17 protein-coding genes and 1 pseudogene are annotated in these 16,781 nt (G+C 42.8%); 9 read left to right on the top strand and 9 right to left on the bottom strand.

Annotated elements, in window-relative coordinates:
- Positions 1–115: 115 nt before the first annotated feature.
- From AABW11_RS12445 to AABW11_RS12480, 9 genes and pseudogenes are all read right to left on the bottom strand, one after another.
- Positions 116–901, bottom strand: coding sequence for a nucleoside phosphorylase (locus AABW11_RS12445; protein ID WP_340105433.1), 786 nt, complete (start codon positions 899–901; stop codon positions 116–118).
- 196 nt (positions 902–1,097) lie between these two features.
- On the bottom strand, positions 1,098–1,715 hold the full coding sequence (locus tag AABW11_RS12450) for a class I SAM-dependent methyltransferase (protein ID WP_340105434.1): 618 nt from the start codon (positions 1,713–1,715) through the stop codon (positions 1,098–1,100).
- 32 nt (positions 1,716–1,747) lie between these two features.
- Positions 1,748–2,578 carry a sterol desaturase family protein gene (locus AABW11_RS12455; RefSeq protein WP_340105435.1) on the bottom strand — a complete coding sequence of 277 codons (831 nt, stop codon included), beginning with the start codon at positions 2,576–2,578 and terminating at the stop codon, positions 1,748–1,750.
- A 17-nt stretch (positions 2,579–2,595) separates the two neighbouring features.
- Positions 2,596–2,952, bottom strand: coding sequence for a DsrE/DsrF/TusD sulfur relay family protein (locus AABW11_RS12460; RefSeq protein ID WP_340105436.1), 357 nt, complete (start codon positions 2,950–2,952; stop codon positions 2,596–2,598).
- A gap of 11 nt (positions 2,953–2,963) precedes the next feature.
- Complete coding sequence (locus AABW11_RS12465; RefSeq protein ID WP_340105437.1) at positions 2,964–4,208, bottom strand: MFS transporter; 1,245 nt, start codon at positions 4,206–4,208, stop codon at positions 2,964–2,966.
- A gap of 39 nt (positions 4,209–4,247) precedes the next feature.
- Entirely contained in the window at positions 4,248–4,895 is a 648-nt protein-coding gene (locus AABW11_RS12470) for an ArsR/SmtB family transcription factor (protein WP_340105438.1), read from the bottom strand.
- A gap of 130 nt (positions 4,896–5,025) precedes the next feature.
- Positions 5,026–5,402 (bottom strand): annotated as a pseudogene (locus AABW11_RS20150) (multicopper oxidase domain-containing protein).
- 214 nt (positions 5,403–5,616) lie between these two features.
- A complete protein-coding gene (locus tag AABW11_RS12475) occupies positions 5,617–6,339 on the bottom strand; it encodes a nucleotidyl transferase AbiEii/AbiGii toxin family protein (RefSeq protein WP_340105439.1) in 723 nt (240 codons plus the stop codon).
- Positions 6,340–6,409: 70 nt separating this feature from the next.
- Positions 6,410–7,225 carry a type IV toxin-antitoxin system AbiEi family antitoxin domain-containing protein gene (locus tag AABW11_RS12480; protein WP_340105440.1) on the bottom strand — a complete coding sequence of 272 codons (816 nt, stop codon included), beginning with the start codon at positions 7,223–7,225 and terminating at the stop codon, positions 6,410–6,412.
- A gap of 219 nt (positions 7,226–7,444) precedes the next feature.
- On the opposite strand from AABW11_RS12480, the gene AABW11_RS12485 reads away from it, so the two are divergent.
- The 9 genes from AABW11_RS12485 (at position 7,445) to AABW11_RS12525 (ending at position 16,019) form a co-directional block, all read left to right on the top strand.
- Positions 7,445–8,002 carry a hypothetical protein gene (locus tag AABW11_RS12485; RefSeq protein ID WP_340105441.1) on the top strand — a complete coding sequence of 186 codons (558 nt, stop codon included), beginning with the start codon at positions 7,445–7,447 and terminating at the stop codon, positions 8,000–8,002.
- 52 nt (positions 8,003–8,054) lie between these two features.
- Complete coding sequence (locus tag AABW11_RS12490) at positions 8,055–9,485, top strand: amidohydrolase family protein (protein ID WP_340105442.1); 1,431 nt, start codon at positions 8,055–8,057, stop codon at positions 9,483–9,485.
- Positions 9,486–9,509: 24 nt separating this feature from the next.
- Positions 9,510–10,493 carry an NAD-dependent epimerase/dehydratase family protein gene (locus tag AABW11_RS12495; RefSeq protein WP_340105443.1) on the top strand — a complete coding sequence of 328 codons (984 nt, stop codon included), beginning with the start codon at positions 9,510–9,512 and terminating at the stop codon, positions 10,491–10,493.
- A gap of 402 nt (positions 10,494–10,895) precedes the next feature.
- Positions 10,896–11,189: a hypothetical protein gene (locus AABW11_RS12500; RefSeq protein WP_340105444.1), complete on the top strand. Its 294-nt coding sequence runs from the start codon at positions 10,896–10,898 to the stop codon at positions 11,187–11,189.
- Positions 11,190–11,948: 759 nt separating this feature from the next.
- A complete protein-coding gene (locus tag AABW11_RS12505) occupies positions 11,949–12,989 on the top strand; it encodes an FISUMP domain-containing protein (RefSeq protein ID WP_340105445.1) in 1,041 nt (346 codons plus the stop codon).
- A 61-nt stretch (positions 12,990–13,050) separates the two neighbouring features.
- On the top strand, positions 13,051–14,487 hold the full coding sequence (locus AABW11_RS12510; RefSeq protein ID WP_340105446.1) for an InlB B-repeat-containing protein: 1,437 nt from the start codon (positions 13,051–13,053) through the stop codon (positions 14,485–14,487).
- Between the two features lie 63 nt (positions 14,488–14,550).
- Positions 14,551–15,024: an InlB B-repeat-containing protein gene (locus AABW11_RS12515; protein ID WP_340105447.1), complete on the top strand. Its 474-nt coding sequence runs from the start codon at positions 14,551–14,553 to the stop codon at positions 15,022–15,024.
- Complete coding sequence (locus AABW11_RS12520; protein WP_340105448.1) at positions 14,943–15,437, top strand: hypothetical protein; 495 nt, start codon at positions 14,943–14,945, stop codon at positions 15,435–15,437. Before AABW11_RS12515 ends, AABW11_RS12520 begins: the two co-directional genes overlap by 82 nt.
- Positions 15,438–15,572: 135 nt before the next feature.
- A complete protein-coding gene (locus AABW11_RS12525; RefSeq protein WP_340105449.1) occupies positions 15,573–16,019 on the top strand; it encodes a peroxiredoxin family protein in 447 nt (148 codons plus the stop codon).
- Positions 16,020–16,781 lie beyond the last annotated feature (762 nt).

The raw sequence follows: 16,781 nt of genomic DNA on the forward strand, positions 1-16,781 counted from the left end.
CTTTTGTTTCCGGGCGTACTTGATGACTAACTCAAAGCCACAAGACATAATTTAACAGTGTTTTGTGGCTTTTGTGTTTTTAGGTTTGGCCAACATATGGTAAACTTTTTACACTCTACAGATCCATTAATTGTATCACTTCGGAAATCAAATCTATCGTGTCCAGGCTTCCGAACTCTTCCCCTTTCTCAAAATCTCCTTCGTTCTGAGCCATGGTGTTGGTAAGATGGGCAAAACAGATAACCTTTTTCTCAAGTGCACGGGCAAACGCATAGAGTGCTGACGCCTCCATCTCAACGCAAACAACATCTTCCGATTGCATCGAATCTATGGCAGATTGGGTCTCACGGTAAGGGGCATCTGTGGTCCAGCTTTTGGCTTCAAAAAAGGATGTTTCACTATTTTCAGCTTTAACACGCAGCTGTTTTAGTAAATTTTCAGGTATTATGGATGGTTCTTCCGGAGGTAAATAATGATAGCTGGTACCTTCATCGCGAAGAGCTTCGGTAATGAGGGCAAATTTCTTTTCTACCAATTTTTCGGAAATAACCCCCGCTGAAGTAATGCTGATCAATAGTTCACAGCCGGAGACGAAGAGTTGTTCTGCTACCAAAACCGCATAAGAAGCACCTACAGCACAGGGTATGACGCCGATTTTTGTACCGGACAGTTCAAAAGTATATAGTTCGGAATGATAGCACGCCCAGCATCTATCTCTTGAGGCCCTTTCCTCTTTTTTAAGCCAATCCACAAGATCTCCGTCCGGATCTAATACACAGATCTCCGGGACTTCACATTTGGGTATGTTATTTTGTCGCCTGGATTCTCTTAGCAGGTTTTCAGGATTAAAGACAGAAACTTCGGAGTAATATTTGTTACTGAGAATTGAGGGGTTCTTCACGGGATAATTGTTTGTGAAAATTGATTAGACAGGATGCCAAGGTATTGTTTTTGTAAAAACCGTTCCATAATGAAAGGATTTCGAGGAATAAAGGTTTTTCAGGGAGAAAACTGATCTTTTTTCAGAACGATGATATTTTTATAGTTAGAGTCTGTATCTGGTCCATAAAAAAGCATGTTATCCATGGTCACGATTTTTAATGTAGCAGTGCCTTAATTACCACAAAGCACCCCTCTCCATATCCGGGTTGAGGCTCTTCGGGTTCTTCTTCGGAGGCTGTGATCAGGGTTTGCCAATATTCAAAATCTCCAAAGCCTGTATTCTCAAGTAATTCAGTGATTTCGGTTACTGAGTGAAAGTGAGCATCTCTGTAAAACGGATTATCCTCTTTGTTTTGCTGGTACTTCTGTCCCAGCGGACTATCTTTATCAATCATTCCAATGATAAAATGCCCATTTGGTTTAAGAACACGTGCCGTTTCCCGGAATGCCTGGAGAATATCATCCAGGAAGCAAACGGTTGTTATCATAACTGCGAAATCAAACGTATCGCTTAAGAAAGGCATATTTTCAGCTTTAGCGAGAAACGATTTTACACCTCTCTGCTCGGCGATCCTGGCCATATTTCCCGAAGGATCTATCCCGCGATCTATGCCGCACTTTTCAGCAAAGCGTCCCGTACCAATTCCAATTTCAAGACCAAACCCATTAGGGGGAACCACTTTACCAAGGGCATTCAGCTCCGATTGAAACCAAACGGGATGGTCATCAAACCATTGGTCATATTCCTTACAATTTTGGTCGAATACATCCATAGTTATAGTATTTATTCGTTTTCGTTCAGTTTTTAGCTGTTAGCCTTCGGATCTTTAATCGGCGTTTTCATCATTCCTTTAATCGTTTGATCTTCATCGCTATCGAACTCTTCCAGTCCAAGCCTGATGGTTTCAGGTTCAGGATTGAGCCGGAAGGTTTTTGCAATGCGGTCCCAGAAAGAGAAAAGGGAGCTGTAGTTAGAGTCTGTTTCCGGCTGCCAGCGAGAATGGTGCACCCGGTGCATGTTAGGGGTTACAATCAATATGCGGAGCCAGCGATCATATTTTTCTGATAGTCCCACATTGGCGTGGTGAAACTGAACCACAGCAAACATGATCATTTCATAGAGAACGAGCTCCCAAAGATAGACACCAAACAGAGCTATCAGCGGTATCCGAAATACAGAGGAGAAGAAAATCTCACCCAGGTGAAATCGGTTCGCGGTTGTGACATCCATCTTGTTGTCGGAGTGATGAACGCTGTGGAACCGCCAGAAGAAGGGGACTTCATGATTTATGCGGTGCCAGGAATACGTCCAAAGATCGAGCAAAAGAATTGCACCTACAGCGTGAGCCCAAACCGGAAGTCCGGTGGCATCCTGCAGCCAATGCATGATTCCGAACCGAAGTTCATCTGCCCATACAGATGCTGCCAGCCATAAACCCACAAACACGACACTTACCAAAAGGCCGTTGAGTGCCCCGATAGTAAGATTCCTCAACGCATGTTTACCTCTGTTTTTAAATGAACCGGTAAAATGGGCGTAAAACGGATGAACTGATTCCCATAAAAACAAGAGGATCAATACTCCCGCTAAGACTATGACCTGCGTTTCCTGTAAAGCTGCAATTAAAGGGTCCATGCCTGTTTCTTTATAAACTAAAACGTCATTACTTTATCGCTGTCGGCGATCCATTCAGCCAGTTCTGCCATCGTACTCAGCTCAGCCCCCTTTACGAATTCTGCATTCTTAATTCCCCGGGCGGCGGCGCAAGTCCCGCAAATCTTAATCTGAGCACCTTTGTTAACTGACATTTTCATCATCCGTTCGATGTTATAGTATCCGTCGGGTGTTTCCTGACCAGCCAGCGCGCAGGTTGCCGCATCCGCCATTAGAAAAATTCGCACTTCCATTTCGTTTTTATAGTCACGACCAAGCTGGTTGGCAATGCGCATTGCATTGTATGCTTTTTCAGTACCGTATGGAGCGTCGTTTATGATAATTAGTGTTTTCATAACAATGTAATTCAGATGTTTTTAGAAGTTTGTTTAGTCTTATTGACCGGTGAATTAAGTTTCTTTAAACCAATGTAAAGCCATAAAGTAGATAGCAAGGTTAGATATCCGGTGAGTGTGATCGCCAAACTAATATCAAACAGATCGGCAATAATTCCTGAGAAGATGGCCCCGAATGCATAGCCTGCATCGCGCCACAAACGATAAATCCCTATACTTTCCGCACGATCTTCCGGGTGGGTAAGATCAGCGACAGCTGCCAGAAATGTCGGATATACCATAGCGGTACCGGTTCCCAGAAGGGCAGAGATGACTGCAAATGCAAAGAAATTATCGACCATTGGAAATGCAATGAGACTCAGAGCCTGAACCAGCATACCCGACCAAAGCATTTTTTTGCGCCCGGTATAGTCAGATAGTTTACCGGTAGCTATTTGCAGTACTCCCCAGAAAGCCGGATAAATGGCTACAACTATACCTATCTCCGTAAGCTTTAATCCTGCTGAAGCGAGAAAAATTGGGAATGCTCCCCAGGCAAGTCCATCGGTAAAGTTGGTAATCATCCCGCCTTGAGAAAGTGCTCTTAAATTTGTGTCACGAAAACTAACTTCCCAAAATAAGTTCTTTTTTACCCGGCTGTCTTTACTGCTCTTCGATTCGTGTTCTACAAAAGGTGCCGTATCCCTTACAAGAAAAATTGACATGAATAAACCTAAGCCCGCCATGACTACGCCAACATAAAATGGGTAAGGTCGTAAGCCATATTCAGTGGCAATCCAACCGGTAAGAAACGCAATGATGGCAACTGCGAGATACCCGGAAAACTCATTGAGCCCCATGGCCAGCCCCCGATCTTTTTCTCCGGCAAGATCAATTTTCATGATCACGTTGGCAGACCAGGAGAGCCCCTGATTGATACCGAGAAGAATATTGGCAAATACGATCCAGTTCCAGTCGGGGGCGTACATTAAAACGAACGGCACCGGAATTCCAAATAGCCAACCAACAATCAGCATCTTTTTGCGTCCAAATTTCTGGGCGAATCTACCGGCAAAATAGTTAGCCAGGGCTTTGGTAATACCAAATACAACAATGAATGAAAAAATGGCCGATTTGGCAGCAATACCGAAGTCTGTTTCAGCTATTTCAGGTAGAATGGTTCGTTCAAGGCCTACCATCCCGCCGACGAAGGCATTGATTAATACTAGCAGGGAAAACTGTTTCCAATTTTGTCTCAGGCCGGGTACAGCGTTCATTTTTACTACGTTTCTTTTCTGCTTTAGTGATTTATCAATTTACGTTGTTGCCAAATGCCACTCTGGATATCCAACATCCAATTTAGTAGCCTTGTACCCTTTCTGCTTCAGTTCTGCGACTGCTTCATCCGCCAGCGTACACAGCGGTCCCCTGCAATAAGCAATGATCTCTTTATTCTTAGGCAAGTCTTTGAGACGTCGCTGTAATTCATCTTTTGGTACCGATAAGGAAGAAGTTATATGGCCGGCTTCATATTCCTGACCGGGCCGGACATCAATTAAGAGCGCATTTCCTTTCTTATGTCTTTTTTTAAGTTCCTCAATCGTGATGGGCTCAAGATTATTTTGAGACTCTCGGTAATCTCCTATGAGTTTATTGATCTCGGCATTTTGGGAGAAGGCTAATTCCCTCATCGACCTCCATACCTCAAACACATGTTGGTTTGAAAGCGAGTAATACCGGTACTTGCCCTTTTTCTTCATAGAAACAAGTCTCGCTTTTTTTAGCGATTGCAGGTGATGAGAAGCTGATGCCACCGACAGGTTTACTTGTTCTGCCACATATTCTACCGATGAGGGGCCTTGCGCAAGCAGCTCTACAATCTCCAGCCTGTGTGGATTTGCCAAAGCTTTTGATACGGATGCTATTTCACTGTAAATGTTGTCTTTAAATTCCCGGGCGTTCATATGAAAATTGATTTGTTAAGTTGAACTTTTAAAAGTTAAGACTTAAATAATTACATTCAAAATAATGTTTGAATGTTATCATTCCTGAACTCCCTTTAAGGTTGTTTTGTAGAAAAATTTTAGGGTTAGATTAAGCGATCTCCAGATTATCCATCATGCCATTGTCTTCATGTTCAAGATTATGGCAGTGAAATACGTCATGCCTTTGGAGGCTTCAAATTTCATAATCACTCTGACGGTTTCTTTGGGCATAACAAGCATAGTATGCTTGTATCCGGATTCAGTTGGCGTTAGCCCTCTTGTTCCGCTTCTATCAAGAACTTTAAACTGAACCGCATGTATATGCATGGGGTGAGGGACATTCGAATCATTGATAAATTTCCAAATCTCGGTAAAAATCTGGCCAACAAACATTGCATTTACTTGCCTATTACAGTATTTTTGAGATCTTGAGATTATTGCGCTCGATGCATTAGAAGGCATTTTAGCTAAGTAGAGTGAAAACATTTACTTACTTCCGGGCGTACATAGACGTACTAACACCAAGCCATAAGGCAATTACTTATAATGCCTTATGGCTTTTCTGTTTTATAGGGTGGCAAACATTTTCACTCGAATGCGTTCTATTGCCTGAAAAAAAAAATTTCTGAACGGGTACCAATCTAAACAGAAGTTGAGTGCAAATTTCCCAATTGCACTTAGAATACAATGCAACAGTACCTTATACCTCACTGATAATTTCGTTCATAACTTTTGTGTAAGCTTGTTCTTTATCATACTCAATTCCAGGTCGTAGTAAAGCCATAATATCCCCAATAAACTCATCGTCTTGCATCTTTTCTTCCAGATTGAGCTCGAATTCACGGGCTGTAGGTGCTTTGTTGTCTTCCTGATGCATATATGCATGAAAGCACTCAATAATTTTGTCAATGTCCAGCTCAAGGTTTTCCAAGGCATAGTGGAGGTCGAATAAATCTCGTCCCTTTTTTCGTTGGTATAACGCTCTTAGTTTGGTGCCTAAAAGCTCTTCTGGCTGGTATGTCGTTACTTCTGTACTTCCTTGATACCATGGATTGTCAACTGAAAACGTTTCTTCCTGTAATCCTAATACATTGAAGTGCTCCCGTGTATTGATTTCAATTTTCACCCTCATGCTTGGCGGAGGACTTACTTCAGTCTCAAAATCATATAAAGCTTTCCAATTGTGTTCTTTTGGAACTATTGTTCTATCATCAATTGATGACAAAAACTGAAGTTGGGTTCCAATAGCTTGTAATATCGGTTTTATATTTCCAGACTTTATTTGTACCAAGTCAATGTCTTCAGAATACCTCGCCTGAGGATGCAGGTAGAGTTTATACAAAGCTGTACCACCTCGGAATGCGAGGTTTTCCTTCAAAAATTTATTGGAAAATATCTCTACAACGGCTCTGGAAATAACCAAATCCTGTTCAACCTGTGATGACTCAGTCCAGGGGCTACGGACCTCCAGGCATCTATATACGCTTTGGGGATCATAGTTCGTCAACCTCTACATTCATATTTGGTATTATTTTCCAACGGTTTGGTGCTTTTTGATTCTTGCTTTCTTTCTTGGGGTTTAGCTGAGTTGGGTAGTAATTCCGGCTGTCTAATACACTATGTATGGCATCAGCCAGTGTGGTTTCCTGAAGAACCTCATCAAACAAATAACCCACGCGTTGAAGGGTTGTCGTTTGAGAGAAATCCTCTGCGGTTTTTGCCAGTGTGTCTAATTTCAACTCCATTACTAATTCAGCCAGAACCGTGGTGGCCCGGTTTATGCCCCCGATACGGTCTGAGTAAAAGACCAAATCAAGAGCCGTTAATGCCGGGCTTGAAATATTAATATATCCCGCATCTGTTTTCTGCTGAGTTACAAAATCAGCATTCCAACCTTTTTTCAGGCAAAAGACAATAGATTGCTGCCTGTTTTTGATCGGTCTTAAATAAGGAGGCTCAGAGATCACGAATTGTGTTTGTGGCTGTTGATGAGCAGCTCCATGATACATAGCTGCGGTTAGGAGTCCCACATAATAATCGCGTTCCAGGAATTTCATCAGATCATCAATGAAATAGCCTAATGGAAGAGTTTGGCGGGATGCGTATTCCGGAGGGATGATTAGGTAGAAATTTTGCCGGAGCCTTGAGATTCGTTCTTTATCGGATAAGCGCTGAATCACTTTTTGATAGGCCTCATCAGATAAATTAAATTCTGCAATTACTTCGTCTCCCGTAAACGTATATCGTCCTCTGCTTCGGAGTTGGTCCAAGTAGCGGCTAAGGTATTCGTATGTGTTCCCGGTGCTCATTTTAGTTTTCAACTGCATTACTGGACGGAATTCATCCAGTTATGCAGTTAAGAACTAAAAAAGCTTGATTAAATACAAGTATTAAGTGACTGGATAAGATAGCGTTATTTACTAACTGTATAGCTTGTTCCTTTTAGTATCTGTATTCTTACATTATGGACAGCATATAAAACCAAAAATTAATTCACGCCCAATCAAATCTTATTAGATAACTGGACTTTGCAAGAAGTCTCATTTTTGGGGCAATCAGGCCTTTCAAGTGATCAAACAGATAAGTTAGTTGTGGATCAGAAAAATGATTCCCATTCTTATGAGAAAATTTCTTCTGGCCTTATACAGCTTCAGGCACTTTTTAGCTTTCTACAAAATTTAGTGCTACGTGAAATCATTATTACAGATAGTAAATTTATTAATGTTTGGGATGAAAGCAGCTCATTAAAAAGAATCCAATCGGATGGGTTAATTAAGGTTCACGACTTTCAAGAAGAAAAGCTTAAAGAGGTAAGAAAAGCGATTGTTGACCAACTATGTGTCACGTCTAGTATTCGAAAGATACAACAGCGAAATGAACAGGAATGGATAGAGAACAAAAGAAATGTTGATCAGTTCATGTCGCAGCTTATTTGGGGCGGTGCCGGTATGCTAGCCAGAGGTCATGTGTATGAAACGTTCTATTTACCCCAGCCGGGAAATTATCTGATAGATTGTCATGCAAGATCCGAAAATGGCGAAAAACACCGTGATCAAGGCGAGATAGCAGAGTTTGTGGTGGAATAAATACATCAGTTTCGGGATCGACCAAAATATTCACCCAATAAAAAATCAACCTATGAAAACAATTAATCTACTTTTCTTAATTCTGTTGCTGATGGTCTTTATCGGATGCAGAAATTCTGAAAGTAACAATCCTGATTACACCGTCTATCAGGGTGCCACTTTATTTGACGGAACGGGTAAAAAAATAGAGAACAGTATCATCATTATTAAAGAGGGAAGAATAGAAACAGTCGGAGATGAAAACACAGCTATACCTGACAATGCTGAAATTATTGACGTTGCTGGGAAATACATCACTCCGGGATTAATTGATGCCCATGTGCATTTAAGTGCTACCGGGTTATTTGATACCAGGCCTGGAATGATCAAAGAGAAACTAGTAGACTCCTTAAATTATCTGGCCGCGAAAGCCTGGACAAAAAACAATATTGAAAAATATTATGAAGCTTACCTAAGAACCGGGGTTACGGCAGTTTATGATAATGGAGGCTCCCCCTGGACTATAACTTTACAGGAAAGTGCCGAAACGAATCTTAACGCTCCTCACGTAGCTGCTGCAGGCCCGTTAATAACTCCGGCCCCGGAAAGATTTGTTAAAAGTATTAATCCACCTGTAGAAAAAGAAATGGTCCGGCTGACATCAGACTCTTTGGGCCAAAAAGTAGTGCAATACAATACTTATCTGGGATCAACCGGTATAAAAATATGGCGAATGTCGCTGGATGACTCGGAATTTATGGCTAACCTAAAAGCTGTGGCAGAAGAGGTTCAGAATGTTGGTAATAAAATGATCGTGCATGTGAGCACTCTGGAGGAGGCTAAAGCTGCATTGGAGCTAGGTGCGAAGCTGCTGGTACATGGAGTAAATGATAAGATTGTGGATTCAGAATTTGTAGAGTTAATTAAAAATAAAAATGCTTTATATACACCCACTACGGGTAGTTCTGATCTATGGAGGCTTGCTATGATGGCCTTACTTGGTGAAAAGGTGGAAATCAATGATTTAAATAAAGTGGTAGATGAAAGAACGCTAAGATTCTTAAACAACCCAGAGGAATATATTAGCGACTTTGACACTTTAACCGTTCAGGAATACATTGATTTTAGCCTTAGTAAAGAGTACCGGAAGTCTGATAGTCTCGAATTAGCAAACCTGAAAAAACTTTGGGAGGCGGGAGTAACAATAACGGTAGGTACTGACGCGGGTATTCCTGGTTCACTGCACGGTATATCCTATTATAATGAGCTGGAAGAAATGCAAAAAGCCGGAATCCCACCGGCTAAGCTGATCATCATGGCCACCCGCAATGGCGCTATGGCCATGGAAAGGCTGGATGATATTGGCACCCTGGAAAAAGGAAAGATGGCAGATCTCATCATCCTTGAAAAAGACCCCTCTGAAGATATTTCCCATATGCGATCCATTACTCACGTCATGCGAGGCGGGCTTTTACGTCCTGTGAATGAAAAATTTGATAAATAATTACATCCCCTAACTCAACATACTATGAAATCACTTTCAAATAAATCTATCCTAGTGACCGGAGCAACCGGCTTTGTCGGTTCCCGCCTGTCTGAATTACTGGCTACAAAAGAAAAAGCAGAGGTCACGGGTATAGGTAGGGACCTTGATCGTGTATCTCATCTGAAAAAGAAGGGAGTAACCCTTGAGGCTATGGACATTCTCGATACGGAGGCACTTAAAAGCGTGGTGGAGGGCAAGGATTACATCTTTCATACTGCTGCTGTTATGCAAGCTGATCCTGATACTGCACAATCGGTGAATGTAGATGCAACTGAAGATTTAGTAAGGCTTGCCGGAGAGGCAGGCGTTTCTCGCTTTATTCACGTGAGTACCGTTGGCGCTTATGATATGGCAGAAGTAGAAGAGGTAGATGAGTCCACACCACTGGCTTTGGATCATCCTTCTACCTACCCACGAACGAAAGCGCAAGCTGAAAAACGGGCTACTGATATGGCTGAAGAGTTTGAACTAGAACTTACAATAGTGCGGCCCTCAATGATCTACGGACCCGGTCATGGATTTTGGTCCGAAAGTATGTTTAAAAATGTTCTGGAAGGCAAACCGGTATTCCTGGGAGATGGGTCAACGCATTTTAACCCCGTTTACATCGACGATGTTGTAGAGGCCTTAATACTTTGCGCAAAGCAACCTAAAGCGGCCGGGGAATCTTTTAATGTATCGGCAGATATAACAACATGGCGTGAGTTCATGAGTCATTACGGGCGATTGTGCGATAAAGAATCTAAAGGCTTGCCATTGATCATTGCCCGCCTGATGGTTTTCGCCAACAAGATACCCGGTATTAATACCCCCATTGATCAGGGATTCATAGAAATGGCGAATTCCTATAAACGCTTCCCTACCCAAAAAGCAACGAAACTTCTTGGTTGGGAACCGGAAGTAACTCTTGAGGAAGGGCTAAAAAGAACTACTCAATGGCTCAAGGAAGAAGGTTATAAAGACTAGATAAAGATTCGGCAAATAAATCTTTCATTTCCCTTCCTTTCGCTCGTTCAAACTGAAATTAGAATCTACCTTTAATCATCATTAAAGTGCATTTCAATGCATATGAGTGAAGGCTTTTGCTTTCTTCCGGGCGTACTTACTAAGAGCCGTTAAGTGAATGAATTCATTTATTTAACGGCTCTTCTTGTTACAGATGGTAACACTTTCCTTTTCTTGCCCATATTTCCTGATCCAATATTTTCTTACCAACCCTCCCTCTACATATGATATAATCAAACTCTCAGTTCGATTTTGGTAGTACAAAAAAGGGTACACTTTCTATTTACATTCCTTGATAATGTCATGTAAAAGGCAGTAATGATTTACAGTATTTTAGCTTTCTCTATGGCAAAAAAGTAATAGGTGAAACGAAATAGAAAAGCTGACATGGGATTATATAAGAGACTTGGATTCCAAACTCCCAAATTCAAGCGTCACGAGTGCATAACTGATAAGAAGGGGCAGTCATTTGAAATTCGTTTTTTCGAATGGGACTTTGAAAGAGAAGAGCACTACTACTATCCCATGCCGGATACTTTTGCCGGCAAAGTCTACGAAGAGGATGCGGAGCTAACCGGACTACCAAAGAGCACCAGCATGTTGGCTTATGAGTTGTTGTTTGGGGGGAGGAGGGAAATATCGAGGTGGATACTATAGTCGGGTTTATTAAATACATCACAATCAGAAGCAATATTTCCAGGAATTCATTGTCCTTTTTGTACTGATTAGATATACTTCCTTTTAAACTTAGTGTTTCTTCTTGGCAATACTGTTCTCTTCTCCCATTAATAATTACTGGTACCAAGTAGAACTTATTTGTGTTAGATAACTCGCGGATATAAAGTAATTGCGGGAGGTATCAAAGAAACTAATTTAATAGGATTAGTCTTATGCGGGTTGTGTTAATCTTATTTAGGATAGTTTCGGCATTAGAATTAAAAATATTTAATATGTTGCTAATATTATTCAATTTTAACTAATTCAAATAAATGCCTTATAAGATAGAAATTATAGTTGGCATTTAATTGCAGCTCTTCGATGCACGTCTTGCGATTTCGTTTAAATGAAGGAGAAGAATTTCGCAAACTTAAGAAAAGACACGGGTATATGCATTTTGGAGCGACGGACAATGGAGAGTGGCATACAGTGGTTATAACTGAAGATATGGTATAGTGGTATCTGAAAAACCACGCATGTAAGAGGGGTCATGGCGACTGTGTTTTATCTTTGTTACGTCTTTAAAACTTTAACGCACTCTCTATTAGGCGAAAATTTTAAATATGACTATTGCATAAAAAGCCAAGAGTAAGAGTTCAAAATGATTCACGCTCTTTGAATGCTTTTTTCTATCAGTAAAATCATCCATTTGGAATGAAATAAATATGTAAGGAACATGAAACTACAAAATGTGGGGTTATGAGTAATGCATTATCTTTCGCAAGAGTACTTATATTTACATGTGTAACTCTTTTATTAGTAATATCCTGTAGCGATAAAAGCCCGACCAGTGTTGTTGAACCTCCGGATGACGCTTCTGTTCCTACCGCACCGACTGTTAGCACAAGTTCGGTTGAATCGATCAATGAAAATTCAGCCCAAAGCGGAGGAAATGTCACCGACGATGGTGGAGCATCGGTAACTGAAAGAGGCGTCTGTTGGAGTTTGTCTCAAAATCCAACTACCAATGATAGCTGCACGTCAGATGGCAGCGGTACCGGGAGTTTTACCAGCAGCCTGACCAATCTTTCTTCTGATACCCAGTACTTTGTACGTGCCTACGCCACCAATGGAGCAGGAACGGGTTATGGCGAAGAAATAAGTTTTACAACCCGATCCGAGGCCGACTCCGGCGATTGGCCCCGAGATACAGAAACGGAGGTGGTAGACGTAACCAACCCTGTAACAGGACGAACCTGGATGGACCGCAACCTGGGTGCCAGCCGGGCGGCAACCTCCATGGATGATGAAGAGGCCTACGGCGATCTCTACCAGTGGGGCCGCCCCGCCGATGGGCATCAAAAACGAAATTCAAGCACTACAACTACATTAAGCAACAGTGACCAGCCCAGTCATGGTGATTTTATTCATAGTAGTTCTGGATCAAACTATGACTGGCGCAGTCCTCAAAATGGCGATTTGTGGCAGGGGGTAAACGGTGTAAACAACCCCTGCCCTGATGGTTACAGGTTACCGACTGAGGCCGAGTGGGAGGCCGAGCGGCAAAGCTGGAGTACTAATAATAGAGATGGTGCATTTGAATCACCGCTGAAACTGCCTGTGACTGGAACTCGTGGCCACGCCGGTGGTGGGATCAGATATATTTACTCTTACGGCTACTATTGGTCAAGTTCGATTTCCGGTACCCAGTCGCTGTACCTGTATTTCAATATCAATGGTGCTCTCTTTTTCAGCGACACTCGCGCGACCGGCAACTCCGTCCGTTGCATCAAGGATTGATATTGCTTAGAATTTGCAAACGAATATTATTACTAAGATTTAAAAAATACTATAAGCAGCTATGATTAGAACCAAACCATTACTTATCACATTGATGTGTTTTGTTGGAATCATGTCTTGTTCAACTGAAAGCACCCCCGTTTATACGCTCACAACTACAGCCAGCCCCACACAAGCGGGAGCCATCACGCCGGAATCGGGCAGTTACGATGAGGGAGAGGTTGTGAGCCTTCAGGCTTTCCCTAATGATGGATGGGTATTTGTGAGATGGGAGCAGGATATGAATGCAACAGCCAATCCGACGAATGTAACCATGAACAGGGATTATACTGTGGTGGGGGTATTTGAACGGCGCATGTATTCATTAACAGTAGGCGTTGAAGGGGAGGGTACGGTTACAGAGACCGTACTTCAGCAAAAAACTACAGATTATGCTGAGGGTACCGTGGTAGAGCTGCAAGCAATCCCGGCACAGGATTGGATGTTCAATCGATGGGAAGGAGATTTAGAAGGGTCAGGTAACCCGGTTGAAATTACGATTGATCAGCCAATTAATATTATAGCATATTTTAGTACAATTCCGACTGTTAGCACAAGTTCGGTTGAATCGATCAATGAAAATTCAGCCCAAAGCGGAGGAAATGTCACCGACGATGGTGGAGCATCGGTAACTGAAAGAGGCGTCTGTTGGAGTTTGTCTCAAAATCCAACTACCAATGATAGCTGCACGTCAGATGGCAGCGGTACCGGGAGTTTTACCAGCAGCCTGACCAATCTTTCTTCTGATACCCAGTACTTTGTACGTGCCTACGCCACCAATGGAGCAGGAACGGGTTATGGCGAAGAAATAAGTTTTACAACCCGATCCGAGGCCGACTCCGGCGATTGGCCCCGAGATACAGAAACGGAGGTGGTAGACGTAACCAACCCTGTAACAGGACGAACCTGGATGGACCGCAACCTGGGTGCCAGCCGGGCGGCAACCTCCATGGATGATGAAGAGGCCTACGGCAATCTCTACCAGTGGGGCCGCCCCGCCGACGGGCATGAAAAACGAAATTCAAGCACTACAACTACATTAAGCAACAGTGACCAGCCCGGCCATGGTGATTATATTATTCCCAGCAGCGGTCCTTATGACTGGCGCAGTCCTCAAAATGGCGATTTGTGGCAGGGAGTAAACGGGGTGAACAATCCATGTCCGGACAATTACAGGTTGCCAACTTGGGTCGAGTGGGAGGCCGAGCGACAAAGCTGGAGTATTAATAATAGAGATGGTGCATTTGAATCACCGTTGAAACTGCCTGTGGCGGGCTACCGCAACTATGCCGACGGCAAAGGTTCCTTCGTCTCTGTTGGCGGTGGCGGTCACTACTGGTCAAGTTCGGTTTCCGTTACCCGCTCAAGGTTTTTGTTCTTCGGTGATGGCACGAATGCTATCGTCCACAGCGGCGTCAATCGTGCACGCGCCATATCCGTCCGCTGCATCAAGGACTAAACATTACTTAGAATTTGCAATCGAATATGATTACGAAGATTATAATAAATTCAATAAACACCTATGATTAGAACCAAACCATTACTTATCACATTTATCTGTTTTGTTGGAATCATGTCTTGCTCAACTGAAAGGACCTCCGTTTATACGCTCACAACTACAGCCAGCCCCACAGAAGCGGGAACCATCACGCCGGAATCGGGCAGTTACGATGAGGGAGAGGTTGTGAACCTTCAGGCTTTCCCTAATGATGGATGGGTATTTTTGAGATGGGGGGAGGATCTGAATTCATTTGCCAATCCTACGAATGTAACCATGGACAGGGAGTATACTGTGGTGTATTTTCAACAAGCAGGGCCTCGTGATACCGAAAAGGAGGTCGTGGATGTAACCAACCCTGCAACGGGTCAAACCTGGATGTACCGCAACCTGGGCGCCAGCCGGGTGGCACCTCTATGGATGATGAACTGGCCTACGGTGATCTCTATCAGTGGGGACGGCCGGCTGATGGTCATCAGAAACGGAGCTTTGGTATAACGGGCATATTAAGCAACAGCGACCTACCCGGGCACAGAAAGTTTATAGTTATATCAAGCCAGCCCTATGACTGGCGCAGCCCGAAAAATGATCAATTGTGGCAAAGAGTAAAATATATAAACAATCCCTGCCCGGATAGCTACCGGTTGCCAACGGAGACCGAGTGGGAGGACGAGCGACAAAGCTGGAGTAGTAATGATAGAACGGGTGCATTTGAATCACCGTTGAAATTGCCTGTGGCAGGCTACCGCCAAGTAAACAATTCGCTCATCGGTGTTGGCTTTGGTGGCTTGTATTGGTCAAGTTCGTTTTTCCGTTCCTTCTCACGGAACCTGTTATTCGATAGCAGCGGTGCCTTCATAACTCGTGACCCTCGCACATGCGGACTCTCCGTCCGCTGCATAAAGGACTGACTTATCTGATTTATTCAACCTGCTTGAGCGCCGTAGTCTGTTTGAAGCAGCAGAACATTTGTCGTTGAGCCTTCTGAATGATGAAAGTTTAAATATAAATGCTGATCTGGCAAAGCAGCTGAAAACTTCCGTGCCATGATAATAGGTAACACCACTGATGATATTGTCGTCGGAGACAAAACCTTTGTTTTCGGGCTTGATCCTAATCATGCGCCTGAGAAACTATCTGATATCACCAGTGACTTTACGGTTGTCGTTTTCGGAGCAAGCTGGTGCCCGAAGTGCAGGGAAGAGATACCCGAAATAGCCGGGCACTATCCAAAATGGAAAAAACAAGGAGTAGAAGTAGTTTTTGTTTCCCTCGATGAAGATGAAGAGTCGTTTAGCCGGTTTGTCAAAGATTTCCCATTCATATCCACATCTGATTATAAAAAATGGGACAGCCCAATCGTCAACGATTACTATGTTTTTGCCACTCCCACGATGTATCTGCTCGACAGCAATAGAGAGATTCTGCTGCGCCCCAAATCCGTACGGCAAATGGACGCCTGGATAGATTGGTATTTGGTGGAAGGCAATTGATGCGATAGTAAAATATTGATTCCATTTTGTGAAAAAAGAGAACTTCCGTTTCAAGCTTAAAGTATAAAACTTTCTAAAGGATTATAAAACGCAGACCCTCGTCGATGAAGGGTATATCACTTACTATTCGATCTATCCAATCTACTTCAACATCGATTAAATATTCTTGGACTATGATTTGGATGAGGAAAATTTTAGTCTCATAATGGTCCAATTTCTCTTTGCCAAGATGCTTGCTTTAGCAAATGGGTGGTCTGATTGCGACCCCGGTACCTAAACTCAAACTTGCGAAATTCCCGTGGTGTAATCAGTAGTAAATCGGTTTAGAGGATTGGAATATGTATATCATGGGGGTTGAGGTCGAAAATGATTTCAAACTTGAGCCTAAAAAAGTAGAAGTATTTAGGCCGGTTTTTGTTGATGTAGATGGCCACCGTATTCCATGTGGCGACTATAGGCTGTAAAGGTAAAAAACTGGACTTAAGTTCTATAAAACGATCCGCTCTACAGGTAAGTGGCCGCTTGAAAACCCAATCAGTATCGCACCGCTTGATTAGGACTTGGTTGTTGGTTCGTTTAGGATCTGGGATCGTTCTTTGGTAGGAAGAACAGCTTTGCGCAAAATGATAAAATTAAGCCGGTAAAGATATTTGGACGCCGGTGACGTCAGTGGAGATCACCTCATATAATAACAAAGGGTAAACAGACTCCAACTTTTTGAATATGAAGAAAATGTATCATATACAGTGGGAAAATAAGTGC

The sequence above is a fragment of the Rhodohalobacter sp. 8-1 genome (assembly GCF_038150125.1).
Classification (GTDB): domain Bacteria; phylum Bacteroidota; class Rhodothermia; order Balneolales; family Balneolaceae; genus SW132.